This window comes from Arthrobacter sp. D3-16, from assembly GCF_054408515.1.
The window spans coordinates 165,429-183,942 of the sequence record NZ_CP096438.1; the positions used below are offsets into that span (position 1 = coordinate 165,429).

The following is an 18,514-nucleotide window of genomic DNA, read 5'->3' on the forward strand; positions in this document are numbered from 1 at the left end:
CCCCTGACAACACCTGTCAGCAGGGGCGGCAGTACACACAGGTCCCTGTGTCGTAAGCGCCGATCATGCCCGTGACCAGCGGATACTCTTCGGGCGTGAGTAGGATCGCAAAAGAACGCAAACGTACTGCGGACGCAGTTAAGGAGAGTTACACAGCGATGAGGCCCAGTCCCGTGGATAAATTGGCAGGGCTGGATGAGCTGTCGCCAGTTCTCAAGCAGGTTCCGATCTTCGTCTTGTTTGTGCTGGCCGGTGTCATGAGCGCTTCGATCAACACGCTAACTGTAAGCAGCTGGCCAGCACTCACGGCAGGGGCAATCCTCGTCACGATAGCCACTGTCCTGGCAGCGCTACTAACGCGCAGGCAGCTGTCCCGCTTAGCCCTGATCGTACCGGTGCTGGACTTTCTGGCTGCCGGCGCGCTGCGCCACGGAACCGGGGAGAGCCAATCCATCTACGCATCGCTGGTGCTCCTGCCCGTGCTCTGGTTCGCTTCCATGGATGGGCGCCGCTACGTGGGGTACGCGGTAGCAGGAACAGTCATCGCTATCCTCGTTCCATTCGCCTTGGGATCAACCATCGGCAATAACCCCAACGAACTGCTGAGGGGCCTGTACAGCACAGTGATCTTCGCCTTGGCCGCCGCAGTCGTCAATGAACTCGCCCGCAAGGCCCGCCTAAAACTGACGATCGCCCGGGCGCAGGCAGCCACCGCGACAGAAGAGCTGAGCCGTGCCGCACAAATCCAACGCTTCCTCCTGCCACGCGGCGCTGCACCCCTGCCCGGGTACGAAACAGCAGGAGCCTGCCTGCCCTCCAAAGCCGTCGGAGGTGACTTCTTTGACTGGTACCTCATTGATGGAGGACTGGCCTTCACCCTGGGAGACGTTATGGGTAAAGGAGCAGGAGCCGGCATGATCGCGGCCACCACCAGGGCCGTGATCCGCAGCGCAAAAAACAGCCACGATCCTGTAACTGCGCTCCACCTCACCGCGGACTGCTTCGCCACCGATCTGGATCAGGCCTCGTCCTTCGCGACACTGTTCCACGCCAGACTTCGGGCCGAAGACGGCCGGGTGCTCTTCGCCGACGGCGGCCATGGACTGACCCTGTTGGTCCGTGCAAACAAGACATGGGAACGACTGTCTTCCCGAGACCTACCAGTAGGCCTGATGCCCGACACCCAATGGGATACACACGAAATCTTCCTCAACCCGGGCGACATGATTATCAGCTTCAGCGATGGAATCCTCGACCTCTACGACGGCACCCTCGAAGCGATGAGTAACGTAGCGCAATTAGCCCTCTGCGCGGACTCCGCACAAGACCTCGTGGACACCGTAAGCGCCAAAGCCGCGGAGAATAGCAACCCCGACGACGTAACAATCCTCGCCATCCGCAGAGAACCGCTACCCGCATAGGACCACGGATCCACCGAAAAACGGACAGTGCCATCGGCTGTATTTTGCATCTTGGGCAAGCTGCTGGATCTCCATTCTGGGCTGTCTTAGACGGAATCACCCGCCCTCCCGCCGCCTTATCCCTGTCTGTAAAGACACTGCGTTGGTCATCAGAGCCTGACCCGCCTTATCCCTGTCTGTAAAGACACTGCGTTGGTCATCAGAGCCTGACCCGCCTGCTCTATCGGGCGGGTGGGAATGCAATACTGATGCGTTAGCAGCTTCGGCCTTAGGACATGAATATGGTTTTGGACACCGCCACGCTGCGGATCGCGTTCGGTGTGATGGCCTTGGCCTTGGTGTTCCTCTTTTACTTCTGCACGTACCGTCCCGCGCGCTCACCGTACAGTGGTTGGTGGTGTGTGGCTCTGCTGTTCTTTTTGACCGGGTCTTTGTGCTTCCTGATGAACAGGACTGACCATCAGATTTGGGCCAACCCTTTAGGGAATACCCTGCTTGTCACCGGTGCCCTGGCAGTGTGGGCAGGCGCCCGTTCCCTGCGCCTGGCGCGTCCGGCAAAGTCGGTCTTTGTCGGGATACCTCTGCTCACACTGGTCGTCTCCGCGTTGGATAATTCAGCGGTGAACACGTGGTCAGGCGGGCCGTTTTTCCTGGCCTTCATGAGCCTTGCGTTCGGCCTGACCGCACATGAGTTGTGGCGCCTGGACCGGGATTACTCAGGCTTGCGGATTCCAATGGCTGTTTCTTCCGCGGGTCTTGCGGTGTTTTACGCCTTCCGCCTGTTCTTCTTCCTGTTGGAGGGCCAGGCCGGCCCTGTCTTCGTTACAGTTTTTGGGCCGGCGGCCACCACCATGGTCACGATGGTTTTGCTTGTGGTGGTCTCCTACAGCATGGCCGCCCTCAGCACTGAGCAACAGACCCGTGCACTGCGCATAGCCGCGACCCGGGATGGCCTCACCGGGCTCCTCAACCGAAAAGCTTTCCTTGACCTCGCCGATAGACAACTGAACGCTCAAGCCGAAGCTCGCACTTCAGGGGCTCTGATCCTGGCCGATCTGGACCACTTTAAGGCCATCAACGACACGTTCGGACACGCCGCCGGTGATGAGGTGCTGCGTGCTTTTGCTGATGCCTGTACCGCAACCGTTCGTTCAACCGACCTCGTGGGCCGCTACGGAGGAGAAGAGTTCGTCCTCCTGCTCCCAGGTGCCCATGGCCAGGCAGCACAAGCCGTCACAGAGGAGATCAGCCGGCGACTTGCTGCAGCGATGAAGGCCCTGCCTGTGCCAACCTCCAGCTACGGCATTTCGACCTACGGTGAGCAAACAGTCACCCTCGACGATCTCATCCGCGCAGCTGATGAGGCGCTCTACCGGGCCAAAGCCCAGGGCAGAAACCGCTCCGAGACCAGCGACCGCTTGGAACGCCGGGACCCCCTGCCCCGAAACATCACTTCGGGCAGCAATGAACCAGCACGGGCATCATGAACCCGGCCATGCTGAAGGCAGGCTGCTGGTCATGCTGGCCGTGACCGGTCCTGCGGCTGTCGACGACATCCTGTCCATCTGACCGCGCATCATCTATCACTCGAATGCCCAAATGGGCAGAAGAGAGATAAGCATTTGTTCCGATACCGGACGGAACCTTTTAGAAATCGATGATGACGTCGAAATCTTCGGGCTGTTTGCCGGTCATGGCACCGGCGGCGCAACGTACAGCGTGAGGGATGCCTTCTATGGTCTGCGCATGGGCGGTTAGTTCCGGAATCTGCACGGCCTTGATCGTGAAAAGTCCGTCGTCGGCACTGGAGATGTAAACGTTCAACTGCAAGCGTTCCGCCCTTCCAAGACGCATTGAGCAGAAACGCTACCGCGCAATCGGTGTACGCGCAGGTAACGGCTGGTTTCACCGGGCAGCTTTCTGCCATTGGCAGCCATCTACCTGACGACTCTCACGACTAGCAGGTCAACAACGCGTTACAGCGTCGGCAAGCGACCTTCATGCACGACCCCTTCAAACTTGCCGTTCGTGAGTTTCAGGCGTTGGGGCCAAATGATGTTTCCGCAGGTTAAACGCACTTCTCGCTCAAGGAGCCGCGCCAGAAGTTGATGGAAGCTTGATGCTTTGCATATCTGAAATTTGAGAAGCCGGGCCAAGAATGAGGGTGCGGCCCAATGGGGGGCCTGCCACTTACTTTAGGAGCCCTCCATGCAGGCAACCCTGCCCAACCCTGCCCCATTCATGGCAGTGACCAGTACACGTGAATCTGACACAGGTTCTGGACCGGTTGTTGCCGCAAGGGACGAGTCCTTCTTTGTCCCAGGACAAGAGCCCGTATCCGCTCTGCGCGTGGTGGTGCTGGTACCGGCCTATAACGAAGCCAGCTCAATCGGGGCTACTTTGGATGGGCTGATGCTTCAGTCCCGTCAGGCTGACCTGATCGTAGTTGTGCCCAATGGGTGCACGGACACAACCGCGCTGGAGGCCCGGCAGTACCCGGTTACCGTCATGGAGCTCCCGCGGCTGGAACATCGTAAGTCCGAAGCTCTTAACCGGGCATGGGCTAGGTACGGCTATGACGCTGACGTGATTGTCTGCCTTGACGCTGACACGGTCCTTCCCCCCAACGCGCTCGAAGCGTGGGAGCGGGAATTTACGGGGCGGCGGGCAGCGCGGCTGGGCGGTTCGTCTTCGAAGTTCACGATGCAGGATCCGGGGTTTCTCAGCAGGTTGCAAAAAGCCGAATTCGCGACCTGGACCGACACAGCGCTCCGCCGGCGGCAAACCAGCGTCCTGGCCGGAACCGGATGCGCCATCAATAACGCGGTCCTGCGCGAGATAGCAGCCCGCGATGACCGGGAAGGTCCCTGGGTTTACACCTCACAGGTCGAGGATTTTGAGTTGACCTACCGCATTCGGGAACTGGGCTATACGTGCCAGGTCTCCCCTGACGTCAGGGCTTACACCGACTCCATGAAAACCATCAAGGCGTTGTGGGGACAGCGGATGAAATGGCAGGTCGGCACAGTTGAGGACCTCCTTGACCTCGGCATCAATCGGTTGACAGTGCGGGACTGGGGCCAACAGGCAATGGGCTTGTTGGGGGTGTTCCTGAAGGTTCTGTGGATCGCCGTCATGGCACTGTCCCTCGCCTTGGGAGTCTTCAAATTCGTCCTGTTCTGGTGGCTGGTGCCCGTGCTCTTCGTCGCACTCGACATCAAACGCGCGCTGCGGATCCCCCACCGGGACTGGAAGGACATCCTGCTCGCCGCGGCGTTCTTCCCCCAGGAACTGTTCATGTGGCTGCGCTCGGGCTGGTTCCTTGCCTCCTGGTGCGCGGTCCTGAAAACAAAGATCACCCGGCGGCGCATCGACCGTTGGGAAGCCCAATACACAGCAGAGGACATCTGAAAACATGTACGGAATGACAACCACCGTTCCCGCCACTGGAGCAGCAGCCCTGGCCTACACAGGCCTGAATGTAGGCTCATCCCTACTCACCGCCCTGGGCATCATGCTCATCGGCGTGGCCTTGCTGGCACTGCTGCGCAAGAACAGCAAAGTCAGGCCCTGATGCCTGCGTCCACGCCCGGCCTGCACCACCGGCCGGGCCGTTGGCGGCTCATTCTAGCGGACGCCTCAGGAGGTCCGCCGGGCCTGCAGCGCATTCTTGAACGCTGCTGCCGAGGTGGCGCTGCTGTTGATCCTCCAGTCCGCTTCTTTCTGGATATGGAACCACACAAAGCCCATCACATCCGGCTGCGCGGCAAGATACGAGACCAGTTGCGTGTTCCAGGCCGCTTTGTCGCCACCGGCTTCGGTCGAGGCCGTTTCGGCAATGAGGATGGGAATGCCTGGTGCCAAGGCCCGCAACTGGGCTATCCCCGGAGCGAACAGGTCCTGCGGCGATATCCAGCCGCTCCAGGACGCCGAGGTGCCCCAGTTGTACCCATCCAGGGCTACGATGTCCACGTACCCGGCTCCCGGGTACAGGCCGGCAAGGTCAGTGGACCCGTAGTAGGGAACATTCGGGCTCCACACCCAGGACACGTTGGACGCTCCCTGCGCCTCGATCACGTCGTGGACGTGCCGCCAGGCCTGGACGTAATCTCCGGGCTGGTTGCCGTTGACGCTTTCAGCCCACGGGTACCAGTCGCCGTTCATCTCGTGGGCAAAGCGCAACTGGACCGGGTAACCCCAGGACGCCAAAGCTTGGCCCCACTGGGCAATATGGGCGTCAAAATCGCCGGCGGCGATTCTGTCCAGACTGTAGGCGGGCTGGTTCATTCCCCCGCCCCACGCCCAGGGCTCCCAGGTGACCAGCGGAACTGCGCCCCGGGCACGGAGCGCGTTCATCTCCGTGATCGGTGCTGGCTGGACAAAGTCCTTGTAGAACAGCACGCTCGAGGGCGCCTCACCGGCGAGAACAGCCACTTCGTCGAGTTCGGCGCTTGCCAGCGGCCCTCCAGCGGTCCCGGCACCGAAACGGAGCGCTGCCGTACTTACCGGGGGCACAGCCGGGGCGGGCACGGTCACGGCGAATACGGCCGATGCTTGCACAGAGGACGTTTTAGCCGTCACAGTGACTTTGCCAGTGGCAGTTGGCGGGATGGTTGCCGGGGCACTGAATGTACCGGTCGCCGTTGTCTTCAAAGGGAAGGTAGTGGATCCGACGATCACGCTTCCAGTGGTGGAGGCTTTGAAGCCGCTGCCTGTGACTGTGATGGAGGACCCGGCTGGACCGCTGGCCGGGCTCAGGGAAATTTGGCCTGCTGCTGCTTGCGCAGCCGAGGGCTGGACGACCGTCAGGGCAAGCGCCAAACCGAGACCTGCGGCTACGGCCGCCAGGTAAGTCTTGAATGCATGAAACACAATCGATCCCCAGAATCGTCGAGGCAGCACGGTCCGCTGCCGTTCATACGTGCCGGGCGGCACACGCCTGATCGTAAAGGCCATGCGCTGAAATTGATCGCTCCTTGATCGATTCCTGCGGAAAAACTATGCCGGGGGCAGGACACAGAAGCTTTTTGAAAGAGGACTTATGATCCAGAGACCCATCCCAGGTACAACAACCACGGACGAAGAAGGCAGGGCGGTGAATGGAACACAGCAAATTGACAGATCGGGCAAGGAGGGCCCTTGCCTCCTGAACCCGGCCGCTCTGGAGAAGCTGCGCTCAGAGCTCGACGACGATGCCGGCTGGCTCGTGTTTGTCAGCGCCTTTCTTGCCCACCTGCCCCGCAGAATGGGAAAGCTCCACAACGGGCTGATGAATGCGGACTACGACCTTGCAATGGACGCCGTGCTCAGCCTCAAAATATCGTGCCAGATGGTCGGCGCCGAACGCCTCGCCGAAATGGCCCTCCGCCTGCAGCACACTGTCATCGTCTCCGGCAAGAGAGACGACGTGACGGCTGTATCACCGCAACTAACCAAACTCCTCGACGACCTGGCCGCATGCGCGGAACAAACAGCCCATGCCCTCGGGACAAGAATGCACACCGCTAGTTATGAGGCACCTGGCGTATCGTGACGAAATCGGGCCGTGTGCCCTGGCCGTGGAACTTCCATTCCTCCGGGGCGGGGAACATTACGGGCGGCGGGAGCCCCTACCGTCTCAGATGGGTGGGTGGCCAGGGACCGGGGACAGGGACAGGACCTCCTGTGCACGTTCAAGCGCCGGCAGGCAAAGCCTGGCCAAGCGTTCTCGGCCCGCTGCCCGGTACAGGTCATAAGCCCATTCCAATTCAGCTGCCGCGTCCCGGTAGAGGGCTTCATCAAAGAAACGCACACCGATCTCGTAACGGACCAAAGCCTCCCGTGCCGGTGACGAAGCAAGGCGCAGGGCCTTTTCCTGCAGCAACGCCGCCTCATGCCACCGGTGCGAACGCCGGCAGGCATGAGCCAGGACCAGCAAGGGCCGGAACCGGTCCGCCGAACCAGCCAGCAGCACGCGGCCTTCGGCAACCGCCTGTTCGTCACGGCCCAGCAGGGACAACGCCCAGACCCGCTCCAGGCTCGGATACTCCCCCAGCCTGGCGCTCATCGCCCGCCGGTCCACGACCACATCCTGAAGCGTCACGGGATCCGTACGCCAAATCTCTGCCGGAGGAACCGCCAACCTGCCTCCACCGACGAAGACACCGGTCGTCATCAACTGCCAACTCAGCGCGATCATGACCCAAGGATTCCACACCCCAACTCTCCCCTTGGCCTTCGCATGGAGCGTAGCCAGCGGTCTACTCCTTCGCCGCCGCAGCGATCCTCGGCCGGGCACCGCAGCAGCCCCGCCGAGACTCCAATTAACCCGGATCCCTGGTTTCCAGCACCGCCAGCACCTGCCGTGCCGCATCCAAATGATGCACCACCACGCCCACGGCATTACGGGCCGTGCCGTGCACCTGCTCAGCATCCCGGGCCAACGCGAGCAGATCATCCTCAATCAGATACCCCAGCCTGTCTTGTACATCCAACAGCAGGCGGTAGAGCTCATCAGCGGTAGCGGTCTCGATATTCACTGGTCATCCCCCATTTTCAAGTAGCAGTACACGGAGGCCCGTGAGGCGCCGATCAGCTTCTGGATCTCGGTGAGGTGACTCATCGTTCTTCAGATGGTGCGCCTTTGGAGCTCACGATAGACCGTGGTCCGGGACACCCGGAACAAGCGGGACAAGCTGATGCCTGCCTACGAAGTAATCCCCGATGAAGAGATGATCGGCTGGCGCGGAGCCTGCGGCTGCGGCTGGCAAGGCGAGTTGTGGAAAAGAGTGGCCTCCCCGGCTGACGCTGACTTCAGCCGTCGCCGGGACTACATCTCCTCAGGCGGTTTTGCCGACGCTTCCAGGGAGGTCGGAGACGCCATCCACGAGGAGTGGAAAGCACACATCTCCCCTTCGGAAGCAATCCTGGGTGTCCAAGCAGCTGCGCGAGAACACAGCCAGGCCGGCCAGAGGTTGGATAAGACTGTTGCGGCCGCGAAGGCAGCCGGAGCTTCCTGGGCGGACATTGGCCGCGCTGTCGGCATCAGTCGGCAGTCTGCACATGAACGCTGGGCCGATAAGCAGTAACGCTTGGCAGTGCTTGCTCCCTAGGAACCTCCTCCCCTGCTGGGTTCTATTTAGCTGTACCTTCAGCCGTCCGCCGCCAGGGAGCTTCTTTCCCCAGGATGGATGCATCTCGCCTGGTTGTGTCCAGCGTCGCATCGGGCAGTTGCTGGTGGGCTTGTACGCAGTGCACGCCCGGATGCGGACAGCGGCAGGGATACTGACCGTCACGTTCGCTGTTTCGCTTTCTGCCCTACTGCTCATCGCACTGCAACACCTCGAACAATAATTCTGTCTGGACAGAATTATTTCTTTAGGCGGTCGCGAATCGCCTCATCCAAGAATTCAATAATGGTGATCCCAGACGATTGAATGTAGGAGTCCAGTTCGTCACGTAGCGAGATTTCAATTTTCGACGAGAAGGGCTCCATCCTCTTCTTGCTCCTGGGACGACCCGGGCCCGGACCCCTGGTAACCACCGCTGGGTTCGCATCGACCTGGGGCGGTTCAGAGCGCGTAGTCACAGCGGCAGCAGTCGGAGGAGCAGCCTCCACGACTCTGGAGGTCAAGACGTCGACTACGTCTGCCGCTGGCGCCTTACGAATAGACGATTTCCGCTCAACTGCCATCACTTTGCTCCATCCAGGTAGCGAGCGTGGGCAACGAACTTCTCTGTTAGGACCACTGCTCCCCTGCTGTTCATTTTCGTAAGAGGGGATCTGCTACTTATCGAGTCCTGCATCGCGGTTCTAAGTGGCAGATGCGGACCCCGGACGTCTGTTCCATATTCGGCCTCCAACTCACCTATTTGGAAACCGTGCTCACCGGTCAGTGGTGAGCTGGTCTTGTTGATGATGATGCCTAGAAATTCCAGGGCAGGGTTGAGGTGCGGCAAGGATTGCACCTTTTTGACGGTTTCGAGGAACTCTGTCACTCCCTTCACGGAGAAGGCAGCTGGTTCAGTTACGACTACTACGCGATCTGCCCAGATCAACCCGTTGAGCGTTAGCCTTCCCAACGCTGGCGGCAGGTCAATAAGGATGTGGTCGTAGTCCTCCAGTTCAACAGCACCCCAGGCAGCGGTCTTGAGTCGCATTTCCGGCGTCATGATTGCCTCGGTTTCCAGACGAGCCAGTGACTCCGAACTCGGAATCAGGTCGATGCCGGACCATGTGGTTGAAGTAATGGCCTGGCCAAGGGTGCCTGCCTCACCACCATAGAGAACGTCGAAGACATCGAACTCCCCTGCTCCCTCCAGTGCATCAGTTGCATTTGCTTGGGGATCTAGGTCGATAACTAAGACCTTTTTCCCGATCAAGCGAAGCCCGGTGGCCAACCCGAGGGTGACGGACGTCTTCCCCACGCCGCCCTTCCGATTACCTATTGCAGTTACTTTCACGACTCTCCTTGCAGCCAGGTGGCTGGACAGATTGATTGACGGACAGACATCTATCAATCTGTCCAGACATATTATCGGCGTGGTCCCGATCTGCTATAAATCTATCATTCCGTCATGACGTATTTATTAACTGGAAGCGGCGTGTCGCATGCAAAATTTGCGCTTGGAAACGGAAGGCAGAGCCTGGGATGAAGGACCAGGAGAACATCCTCACATCGAAAGCACCCAGGTCAGAGGGTGAGCGTAACGCTATTCTTGCGACGATGGATAAATACATCATGACGTATTTATCCATGAGCGCGGCTGGGCTGCACTAAACCTCGATCAAGCCTTACCGTCATGTAAGTCGGCAGTCTATTGGCGTCGCCCCAGCTAACGATAAATCCATCTTTCCGTCATGACGTATTTATTCGCTCTCACAGAGATGTCAGGCATCGATGTACGTCAGTGGAAGCGGAAGCCAGAGAGCCTTGGGGGAAGGTCCGCAGACCTCACCGTCCTCAAATCAAAAGCACCCCGTCGGGGGTGAGCGCATGGCGCAAACCATCCTGCGCGACTAGATAAATACGCCATGACATATTTATGACGAGCCCTGACTAGGGGAGGGTACTCTATCTCGATCAAGCCTTCTTTGAAGTTGTGAACCCCAGCACCTCTGGTTTCCACACTGCGGACGGGCCTCCCGCTGATTTCCAAGGGATAAATCCGTCATGACATATTTATTAAACAGCAATGCCGCCGGCACCAAGCCGGAAAATGAAGCCGGGGAGTCGATGCAAAAGGCATAAATACGTAATGACCTATTTATGCCCCTAGGCAGTTTCGTGAAGGTATTGCCAGCCCAAATCCTGGTCTGGAGGAAGCCAATATTCATCGCGTTCCGGATCGTAAACGTCGCGTTCCTCCACCCGAGTACTGTACCGGTCCAACCAGGCCTGCCAAACAGCCCGTTCGCGCCTATGACGAACAATCTGCTGCTCAAAATCTTCTAGCGCCCCTAATCTGCGGGCCAGGGCTGTGAGATTTGCACCCGCGTTGATGACCCACTGTCTGCCACTCCGGTAAACCAAGTTCATCGTGACCAGGGAGGATAAAGCATTGTCAACGGCAGTTCTGGAATAACCCGTCACTTTAATGATGCCGGCAGTGGTGGGGGACAGGCGAGAGCGCTCGATAGCCTCATAGACAAGGGCAGCTGTATCACCAAGGCGGCGGAAAATAGGACGGAGACCAAATATCTTGCCCTTCCGCCAGGACAGGTCCTTCGCCAGTTGGCGATACTTCTCAGGCAGCTGCACTACGTAGACATCTGCGTTGCGCCCCCTGGCATCAGCAACCTTAGTCAGAATTCCATCGGAAGCAGAGACAAGAACAGGGAGCAATCGAGCAATCGTAGACTGATGTTTACCCGTAGCAGCAGCAAACGTCCGGCATCCCATGTCCAACACATCCCGACCAGTAGCCCTCATATATCCCAGCACTGCGCGAAAGAGCAGTCGAAGACCAGCGCTTTCGCGTCCGTAGTTCTTGATGAGTCTTTGATCGAAGACTGCAAAGAGTACATTCTCAACGTCGCTCGCTAATTGCTGGATAGCACTAGCACTAGGTGCTAGTGACTGCCCCCCCTGTGAGTTGTTAGGGAGGCTTGTGTCGTTAATGCGGGCATTCTTCGAGCTTCTACTGTTGGCGGTGTTTTTCTTTGTGTAGCTGACTGCTAATGCAAACTCCTTCTCTAGAAGGCGGTCCGCTTTTGATCCGTATAGCGCTGCCAGGCCTGGGTAGCAGTCGGACATAGCCGTCTTGACGTCTTGTACTGTGCGTCCGGACGCCGCCATGGAGCAGAGAACAGCCATGCGAGCTTCTGAAGGGCTCTTATAAGTGGATGAGTCGTAGAGACCCGTCCTCGCTATCCTGCGCACGGGTGTTTCTTTAAACGGGGGATTGAGTTGGTTTGCCACACCTAGCCCTGAAGCTAGTTGGACCTTTCTGCGGTTGTCTTTTAGTCGGCGTATCTCCGGGGCGAGCGATCGCTGCAACTTAGCTACTGCGTTCATCGGGTTACGACGGCGGAGAATGTCGTAAGCGGAGGACAGGGGAGTGATAAGAACTTGATGTCCTCCCGACTTGTGCTTAGATCCAGGTACGCGAATGCAACCGTCACTGATGTTTTGGTGTGGGCCGGGGTCCAGGCTCGGACACGTAAGAGCCATTGCTTCGACCAACAGGCGCGCTTCGGAGCCTTCGAGCCTGTTCGCTAGGGGGACGTAGAGGTGATGGCCGCCGCTGGGGGAGAAGTCTTCGACGAAAAGGAGCCCGCAATTTTTCAGCAGCTCGGCTATGCGGGCAGCATCAGAGCGTACTACTGAAGGAGCGGCTTTGGACGTGTCGAAGTCGAGGCATAGCGTCGCCACAGAACCATCGAGGCCGTGGACCATGACAGCCGCGGGAGCGGCCGGCAGTCTGCGGGAGATACGCGGTGGATTATTGGGCCTTGGGTAATGGAATCTGCCGCAGACCCATCGCCCGACTCGGTAGGATGGCTGCCCCGCGATGAGTGGAGCCAGTACCCAGGACTCCTCGGGTAGCGCTGGACACGCCGTTTCAGGCGCTGCGTTTGTTGACGAATGTGGTCGTAGCTGTACCATAGACAGCAGTTACTCCTCTCAGGAGGGTACGAAAAAGGACACCTACTCGTAGGTGTTTGAAATAGTTCAGATCGCCGATCCGCCAAGATGAGGATCTGAACACATACTTTTTGAAGGCCCGCGAAAGCGGGCCTTCTTTGTTAACTGGCCTTGGCGATAGGCAAAGTCTCCTGGCAGGTGAGGCGGTCTAGGTCTACGGTCTTCAGGTGGGCGTGCACGAGCCTTGCGATCAAGTCGCTTCGACTCTCTTTTGTGGCGTCTACAACGGCAGCCAGTTTTTCTGCATCCGAGATTGGCAGACGGGCCGTGATCACGTGGCGTTCACCCTTGCTTCGCTGTGCCATTTTCCCTCCCAGGACCGAAGTTACTTCTCATACACAACATGAATCAGATTCGTTTAAGTGGGAAGGCTCGCGGCGTGTCGTACTTATTGCCCGTCCAGGTAACTTGCATAGTCGGCCAGAGCTTTGTCTCTCGCCTGTTTATTCAACCTGTAGATAACGCGCTGGCCCTGCCTCTGCTCGCCCGCGTCAGACGTTACGATTCCTTGTTCTTCTAGATCGTGCAGATGCCGGAAGACTGTCTGATACGTCGCCTGTAGTTCGCGTGAGATCTCGCCGGAAGTCGTTCCTTCTTCACTTCGTGCGAGGTGCCTGATGATTGCCGCTCGTACCTGATTCATCCCGAAGGCTTTCATCGCTGCTTCTGCCGCTGGGCCGGCGGGGGATGACGTCTTCGCATTTCGGGGCACCCGCTAATTTTGCCGTATCTGCTCATGTCGGGATACTACACTAACATTTAATGTTAGTGTAGTAGTGAGCCTTTGGCCTCGCGGCTCCGGCTTTGGTTTGTTGAGGCTTGGCGAGAGCTTCGTCTCAAAGAGCTCTTTTGACAAGCGTTTTGCTCTGAATTTGTGGAGAATGGCGGGCTGTGTCCACTCGGTGGAGAAATGTCCGCGCGGGCTGGTAGTTGTGGAAACGATGTCTTTTTTTGGGGGAGTGCAGGCAGTGACCGACTTGTTGGCGTTCGGCACACCGTGGCCGATGCACGGAGAGCTTCGTGAGCGTGCATCCCAAGAACTTGAAGCCTTCTATTTCGGGGTTGTTGCCCTGCGGCGCCAAGAGTCCTGGGTACGCAATCGGGACGGGGGACTGTCGTAATGCAACAGCGGAAGTCGCTTGGCGTAGTGGCAGTCATTGCCATCCCCGGCCTCTTCTTTGGCCTGATCTTCACCATGCTCCTGCTGCTCGCTCCGGCAAAGCCCGCTGTGGCGACCTGCGGGCCGGCCGTCGCTGTTGCTATCGACGGCGATACCAAGGTCGAGGGTTACATCGAAGAGCAGTTGAAAAACGCCGCGGCGATCATGGTTGCCGGTAACACACTGAACCTGTCCGTGAAGGGCCAGATGATCAGCGTCATGGTGTCCCTCGGGGAGTCGGGCCTGCGCGTTCTGGACTACGGCGACGGACCGGGCCCGGACTCCCGCGGGCTGTTCCAGCAGCGCGACAACGGCGCGTGGGGCTCCTATGCAGACCGCATGGACCCGACCATCAGCGCCACGAACTTCATCAAGGCCCTGCAGAAGGTCGAGGGCTGGGAACTCCTGGAACCGACCCTCGCCGGCAACAAGGTCCAGCGCAACGCAGACCCGTACCACTACCAGAAGTACTGGCCCGAGGCCGTCAAGCTCGTCCAGGCACTCTCGGAGGGAAAGTTCACCCTCGAAGGCAGCGACTGCGCCATCCCGGGCCAGTCCGGTGCCGGGGATGACTACCCGTGGAAAGACTCTCCCACCTGGATGCAGGTCGGAGCTAGCACTGCCGCCGCATCACCGCTGGGCATGTTCTACCGCGAATGCGTGGACTTCGCCCTGTGGCGGGTGAACCAGCAAATGGGGTCCACCGGTGAGCCGTTCAAGTTCCTCAACGGCAACTTCCGCCCCGACGGGCAGGGCCTTGGCTCGGCCCTGACGTGGAAGGCCGGCTGGGACGCCAAAGGCTGGGCCACCGGTTCCGTCCCACGGGTCGGGGCGGTCGTCTGGTACGCGCCCGGCGCCGGGGGAGCGGACCCCACCTTCGGTCACGTCGCCGTGGTCAAGGAAGTCAAAGACGACGGGACCTACGTCGAAGAGGGCTACAACGGCAACCCGCCCCCGGACGATCACAACTACTACACCCGAACGGTCAGCAACACCGTTCCGTCAGCGTTCCTGTACCTGCCCACCCAAGAGGAGAAGAAATGAACAAGCCCCTGGCCCTTATCGCCGTGGCTCTGCTCTGCACCGCGTGCGCACCGGCAGCGAACACCACGCCGGCACCGGCTGAGCCCATGACAGCAACGCCATCCGCGCCGGTTTCGCTGAGCGCCAGCAGCGGCCCACAGGCTCCCGGCGGCACGGTCCCGGCCACGATCGGGATCACCTGGGATCAGGCCAGCAAGGACGCAGCCGTGGACATCGCCCAGAAGGCCATGGCGGACTTTGCCCGCCCCGGTGTGGAGGAAAAACAGTGGGCCAACGATCTTGCCCGCTGGCTGACGCCGCAGGCCACCGCCGACTACTCGGCGGTGGACCCGGCCAACATTCCCGCCAGCCGCGTCACCGGCCCGGCCACACTGAACGTCGATGTAGCCAACGGTTACGGGGTCATGGCAGCTGTGCCCACCGATGCCGGGACCTACACAGTGCAGCTGCTCCGCACGGGCAAGGAATCCCCGTGGAAGGTCAACCGCCTCACACCACCGGCTTCTTGACACTCCTAACCACGTTTCAGAAAGGTAGAACGCTATGGTCATGAACCAGACAGATGTCCCGGCCTTCCCCAAGATCAACGCCATCGTCCGTGCCAACGGCACAGCAGAAGTGGTTGTTGCCGGCAACTCCCGGAATGTGAAAGCGGCAGAGTCCCTGCAGCAACTCCGCGACAATGCTCTGTCCCTCGTGGTCAGGGAAGCGAAGACGCTGAATCGCCCGGTGCGTGTCCAGGTCGATGATCCGGAAGGCCAGGGTGAGCTGATCGTGAACCCGGACGGCACTAAGGAGTCCGTCAGCTACGTGGCCAAGGCCTCACGCCGCCGCGTGGCTGAAGCTCCCACCCCCGCAGCATCCCTGCCTGCTCCTGCGGTTGCAGAAACCATCCCAGCGCCCATCAATGACGGGTCGATTACTGAGGTACCGGGCAACGTCCCATTAGCGACAGGAACATCCATGACCCTGACACCCGAAACCACGTCCATGCCGACCCCGGAGGCGCAGGAGGCACCGACCCGGCGCAGCCTGAAGGAAACCTCATTCCTGGTCAGCGCCCCGGTCCTGGAACCGGCCACGAAGGGCTGGCGGGGTGCACTCACGCGCCTTGGCTTCCGGATGGACCCGTCAGCCGAAGAACTCTCCGAGCGGGAAGATATCCGCACGGTCAGCCAGCACTGGCCCGGTCCCCGGACCATTGCCGTGGTCAACCGCAAGGGCGGGGCGAACAAGACCCCCACGGTGGTCATGCTCTCGGCCATCCTCGCCCGCTACAGCGGGGCAGCCACCGTCGCGTGGGACAACAACGAGTCCCAAGGCACCCTGGGCTGGCGGACCGAAAAGGGCGCCCATGACCGCAGCGTTCTGGACCTGATCGATTCCTCGACCGAACTGCTTTCCCCGGCAACGAACGCCGCCGAAATTGCCAAGTTCGTCCACCACCAGACCGCCGACAAGTTCGATGTTCTGCGCTCGGACGAGAACGAAGAAGGCGACCACGAAGTCACCGCCGAGGAAGTCGACATCGCCCACCAGGTCCTCACCAGGTATTACCGGCTGGTGGTCATGGACTCGGGCAACACCGCCCGGGCGGCGAACTGGCGACGGATGATCTACCACACCAACCAGCTCGTCGTGCCTGTAACGGCCATCGAGGACCGCGCCGAAGCCGCCCGGCTGACGCTGCAGACCCTCGAATCCCGAGGTGGCCACGACGCCGAACTGGCCCGCAACGCCGTCGTGATCGTCTCCGAATCCACCGACGCCAAGCGCGCCATGTCAGGAGATGCCTTAAAGAGGGCCAAGGACGAGGCCCAGCGGATCGCCAATGGTTTTGAACCGTTCGTCCGGGCAGTCGTGAGGATTCCCTACGATCCGGCGCTGGTCAACGGACCCATCCGCTATGAAGCCCTCCAACCCGCCACCCAGCGGGCATGGCTGAAAGCCGCGGCCGCCGTCGCCACCGGCTTCTAACTACCCCCTTGACCGCCACAATCCAGTCCTGAAAGGAGGATGCAGATGAACCAGCAACTGAACCCCTGGATCACCAGCCCAGAAACGGCAGAGCCCGAAGAGGCCACCGCAGATGAATACGTTTCTCCGCCGGCGATCATCACCGGCCCGGTCCTGGGGATGGTGGAACCGGACGCAGCTGACCGCCTCGCCCGCCGCACGGTCACCGGCACGGCAACGGTCTGGGTTACCGGCGTCCACGGGGGAGCGGGCGAAACCCGGCTCAGCCACCTCGTGGAGGGTGCACGCCCGACAGAACATGCCTGGCCCATCCTTGAAGACGGCTTCAGCAAACCTGCCGTCCTCCTGGTTTGCCGCTCAGACATGCACGGACTGAAAGCAGCGCAAAGAGCCCTCATCCAATGGGCCTCCGGCGCAGCTCCCGACGTCAACCTGCTAGGCCTCGCGGTCCTGGCCGATGCACCGGGAAAACTACCCAAAGCCCTCCGAGACTTCGCAGCTCTCATCGGCGGGGGAGCCCCCCGACTCTGGATGCTCCCCTGGGTCGAATCCTGGCGCCTGGGGGACACCAACACCGGGACACCCGGCCGCGACTACCAACGCCTGATCACCGACCTCACAGCCCTCACCAACTAACCAACCAACAGCTCTACAGCGCCATACCTCGAAAGGTCTCACCATGAACTTGATCGCAGCTCTTCCCGCCAGCGTCATCCCGAACCCGACCCCGGTCGTACCTCCCCAGGCACAGGGCCTGCTCACCGTACTGAACTGGGCCTCCGGCATCGGCCTGGTCCTCGGCGTGCTGGGCGTGATCATCGTCGGCATCGGCATGGTCATCCAGCTCCGACGCGGCGAAGGGGGCGAATCCATTGCCAAGCTCGGCTGGGTCCTCGCCGGCTGCATCATCATCACCGGCGCCTCCGGCATCGTCCGCGCCTTCGTCTAACCCAATACCCGGAGGTTCATCATGAGTGAATCCACACAGAACACCACCGAACGGAATCCATTCACCAAACCTGGATTCGTCATTTCGGCCGCCCTCGTGATCGCACTGATAGCAGCCGTCATCGTCATCTTCCTGCTCCCGAAGGGGGACGGGGGCGCGCAGCAGCCTGCCCCGTCCGCTCTGGAAAGCAACTCAGCGGCGGCCTCCACACCAAGTAACGCCGCGTCCAGTAGCATCTGCGGTCTGCCCTCTACCTCGGAAACGGCTTTGGGAACTGCTCCCGCGTCCAACTGGGAGCTAGTAGGGAGGATGGCAACGCCCACAGACCCTGACACCTTCGGGCCAGGAGTCACAGACACCGACGGTTTCCGTTCCTGCTTCGCGCACTCACCAACCGGAGCCCTCTACGCCGCGGCCAACGTCATTGCCCTAGGTTCTTCAACCGAGCAGGACGAACTGAAGCTGGCCGATAAGCTCTTGGTCCCCGGTTCCGGCCGGGATGCTGCCATAAGGGATGCCGAGAATAGGTCGCCTTCGTCAGCGACTGGCACAGACAGCGCTCAGATACGCGGATTTCTGATCAAGTCCTACAGCGCCACGGAAGCAGACGTTGATCTGGCCCTTGAGTTACCGAACGGTGCCCTGGCTCATTCGGTGCTATCGCTCCGGTGGGTTGATGGAGACTGGAAAGTAAAGGCCGCTGATGATGGACAGATATTCAACGGCACGTCGCAGCTCAGTTCCCTAAGCGGCTTCATCCTCTGGTCCGGAGTCTGACGTGGCTGAATGCAAGCTGGGGGACATTACTTGCGTCGCCGGGGATGTAGTTGCCGACATC

The 18,514-nt window shown here is 60.1% G+C and carries 19 protein-coding genes; 12 read left to right on the plus strand and 7 right to left on the minus strand.

All coding sequences use genetic code 11. The features are described 5' to 3' along the window. Nucleotides 1-158: 158 nt before the first annotated feature. Nucleotides 159-1,421: a PP2C family protein-serine/threonine phosphatase gene (locus tag M1D32_RS20735; RefSeq protein ID WP_458782327.1), complete on the plus strand. Its 1,263-nt coding sequence runs from the start codon at nucleotides 159-161 to the stop codon at nucleotides 1,419-1,421. Between the two features lie 281 nt (nucleotides 1,422-1,702). Further along, a complete protein-coding gene (locus M1D32_RS20740; protein WP_458782328.1) occupies nucleotides 1,703-2,908 on the plus strand; it encodes a GGDEF domain-containing protein in 1,206 nt (401 codons plus the stop codon). A gap of 160 nt (nucleotides 2,909-3,068) precedes the next feature. Here M1D32_RS20740 and M1D32_RS20745 read toward each other — a convergent pair whose 3' ends face one another. Further along, nucleotides 3,069-3,251 carry a hypothetical protein gene (locus M1D32_RS20745; RefSeq protein ID WP_458782329.1) on the minus strand — a complete coding sequence of 61 codons (183 nt, stop codon included), beginning with the start codon at nucleotides 3,249-3,251 and terminating at the stop codon, nucleotides 3,069-3,071. 378 nt (nucleotides 3,252-3,629) lie between these two features. On the opposite strand from M1D32_RS20745, the gene M1D32_RS20750 reads away from it, so the two are divergent. Together M1D32_RS20750 and M1D32_RS20755 are read left to right on the plus strand one after the other, a co-directional pair. After that, the gene (locus tag M1D32_RS20750; RefSeq protein ID WP_458782330.1) at nucleotides 3,630-4,832 is read left to right on the plus strand and encodes a glycosyltransferase family 2 protein; all 1,203 of its coding nucleotides are present in this window, start codon (nucleotides 3,630-3,632) and stop codon (nucleotides 4,830-4,832) included. A 13-nt stretch (nucleotides 4,833-4,845) separates the two neighbouring features. Continuing rightward, complete coding sequence (locus tag M1D32_RS20755) at nucleotides 4,846-4,995, plus strand: LPXTG cell wall anchor domain-containing protein (protein ID WP_458782331.1); 150 nt, start codon at nucleotides 4,846-4,848, stop codon at nucleotides 4,993-4,995. A 65-nt stretch (nucleotides 4,996-5,060) separates the two neighbouring features. Here M1D32_RS20755 and M1D32_RS20760 read toward each other — a convergent pair whose 3' ends face one another. After that, entirely contained in the window at nucleotides 5,061-6,293 is a 1,233-nt protein-coding gene (locus M1D32_RS20760) for a glycosyl hydrolase (protein ID WP_458782332.1), read from the minus strand. Nucleotides 6,294-6,462: 169 nt separating this feature from the next. Here M1D32_RS20760 and M1D32_RS20765 point away from each other — a divergent pair, with 169 nt between their 5' ends. Beyond that, complete coding sequence (locus M1D32_RS20765) at nucleotides 6,463-6,954, plus strand: Hpt domain-containing protein (protein WP_458782333.1); 492 nt, start codon at nucleotides 6,463-6,465, stop codon at nucleotides 6,952-6,954. An 84-nt stretch (nucleotides 6,955-7,038) separates the two neighbouring features. Here M1D32_RS20765 and M1D32_RS20770 read toward each other — a convergent pair whose 3' ends face one another. Together M1D32_RS20770 and M1D32_RS20775 are read right to left on the minus strand one after the other, a co-directional pair. Beyond that, nucleotides 7,039-7,599 (minus strand): hypothetical protein, encoded by a 561-nt coding sequence (locus tag M1D32_RS20770; protein ID WP_458782334.1) that lies wholly within the window; start codon nucleotides 7,597-7,599, stop codon nucleotides 7,039-7,041. A 124-nt stretch (nucleotides 7,600-7,723) separates the two neighbouring features. Then, nucleotides 7,724-7,939, minus strand: a complete 216-nt coding sequence (locus M1D32_RS20775; RefSeq protein WP_458782335.1) for a hypothetical protein — start codon at nucleotides 7,937-7,939, stop codon at nucleotides 7,724-7,726. 123 nt (nucleotides 7,940-8,062) lie between these two features. Between M1D32_RS20775 and M1D32_RS20780 the strand changes: the two genes are divergently transcribed. Next, entirely contained in the window at nucleotides 8,063-8,488 is a 426-nt protein-coding gene (locus M1D32_RS20780; RefSeq protein WP_458782336.1) for a hypothetical protein, read from the plus strand. A 604-nt stretch (nucleotides 8,489-9,092) separates the two neighbouring features. On the opposite strand, the gene M1D32_RS20785 is transcribed toward M1D32_RS20780, so the two are convergent. From M1D32_RS20785 to M1D32_RS20795, 3 genes are all read right to left on the minus strand, one after another. Further along, complete coding sequence (locus tag M1D32_RS20785) at nucleotides 9,093-9,863, minus strand: ParA family protein (RefSeq protein WP_458782337.1); 771 nt, start codon at nucleotides 9,861-9,863, stop codon at nucleotides 9,093-9,095. An 812-nt stretch (nucleotides 9,864-10,675) separates the two neighbouring features. Further along, complete coding sequence (locus M1D32_RS20790; RefSeq protein ID WP_458782338.1) at nucleotides 10,676-11,716, minus strand: hypothetical protein; 1,041 nt, start codon at nucleotides 11,714-11,716, stop codon at nucleotides 10,676-10,678. A gap of 1,219 nt (nucleotides 11,717-12,935) precedes the next feature. Then, on the minus strand, nucleotides 12,936-13,205 hold the full coding sequence (locus M1D32_RS20795; protein WP_364320694.1) for an ArsR/SmtB family transcription factor: 270 nt from the start codon (nucleotides 13,203-13,205) through the stop codon (nucleotides 12,936-12,938). Nucleotides 13,206-13,667: 462 nt separating this feature from the next. Between M1D32_RS20795 and M1D32_RS20800 the strand changes: the two genes are divergently transcribed. From M1D32_RS20800 to M1D32_RS20825, 6 genes are read left to right on the plus strand one after another with little or no spacing between them, the layout of a single operon-like run. Then, a complete protein-coding gene (locus tag M1D32_RS20800; RefSeq protein WP_458782339.1) occupies nucleotides 13,668-14,750 on the plus strand; it encodes a CHAP domain-containing protein in 1,083 nt (360 codons plus the stop codon). Further along, nucleotides 14,747-15,259, plus strand: coding sequence for a hypothetical protein (locus M1D32_RS20805; protein ID WP_458782340.1), 513 nt, complete (start codon nucleotides 14,747-14,749; stop codon nucleotides 15,257-15,259). Before M1D32_RS20800 ends, M1D32_RS20805 begins: the two co-directional genes overlap by 4 nt. Nucleotides 15,260-15,299: 40 nt before the next feature. Continuing rightward, nucleotides 15,300-16,727 (plus strand): MinD/ParA family ATP-binding protein, encoded by a 1,428-nt coding sequence (locus tag M1D32_RS20810; protein WP_458782341.1) that lies wholly within the window; start codon nucleotides 15,300-15,302, stop codon nucleotides 16,725-16,727. 45 nt (nucleotides 16,728-16,772) lie between these two features. Then, nucleotides 16,773-17,363, plus strand: coding sequence for a DUF6668 family protein (locus M1D32_RS20815; protein WP_458782342.1), 591 nt, complete (start codon nucleotides 16,773-16,775; stop codon nucleotides 17,361-17,363). A gap of 43 nt (nucleotides 17,364-17,406) precedes the next feature. Beyond that, complete coding sequence (locus M1D32_RS20820) at nucleotides 17,407-17,676, plus strand: hypothetical protein (RefSeq protein WP_139031148.1); 270 nt, start codon at nucleotides 17,407-17,409, stop codon at nucleotides 17,674-17,676. 21 nt (nucleotides 17,677-17,697) lie between these two features. Continuing rightward, nucleotides 17,698-18,453 carry a hypothetical protein gene (locus M1D32_RS20825; RefSeq protein ID WP_458782343.1) on the plus strand — a complete coding sequence of 252 codons (756 nt, stop codon included), beginning with the start codon at nucleotides 17,698-17,700 and terminating at the stop codon, nucleotides 18,451-18,453. Nucleotides 18,454-18,514: the final 61 nt, after the last annotated feature.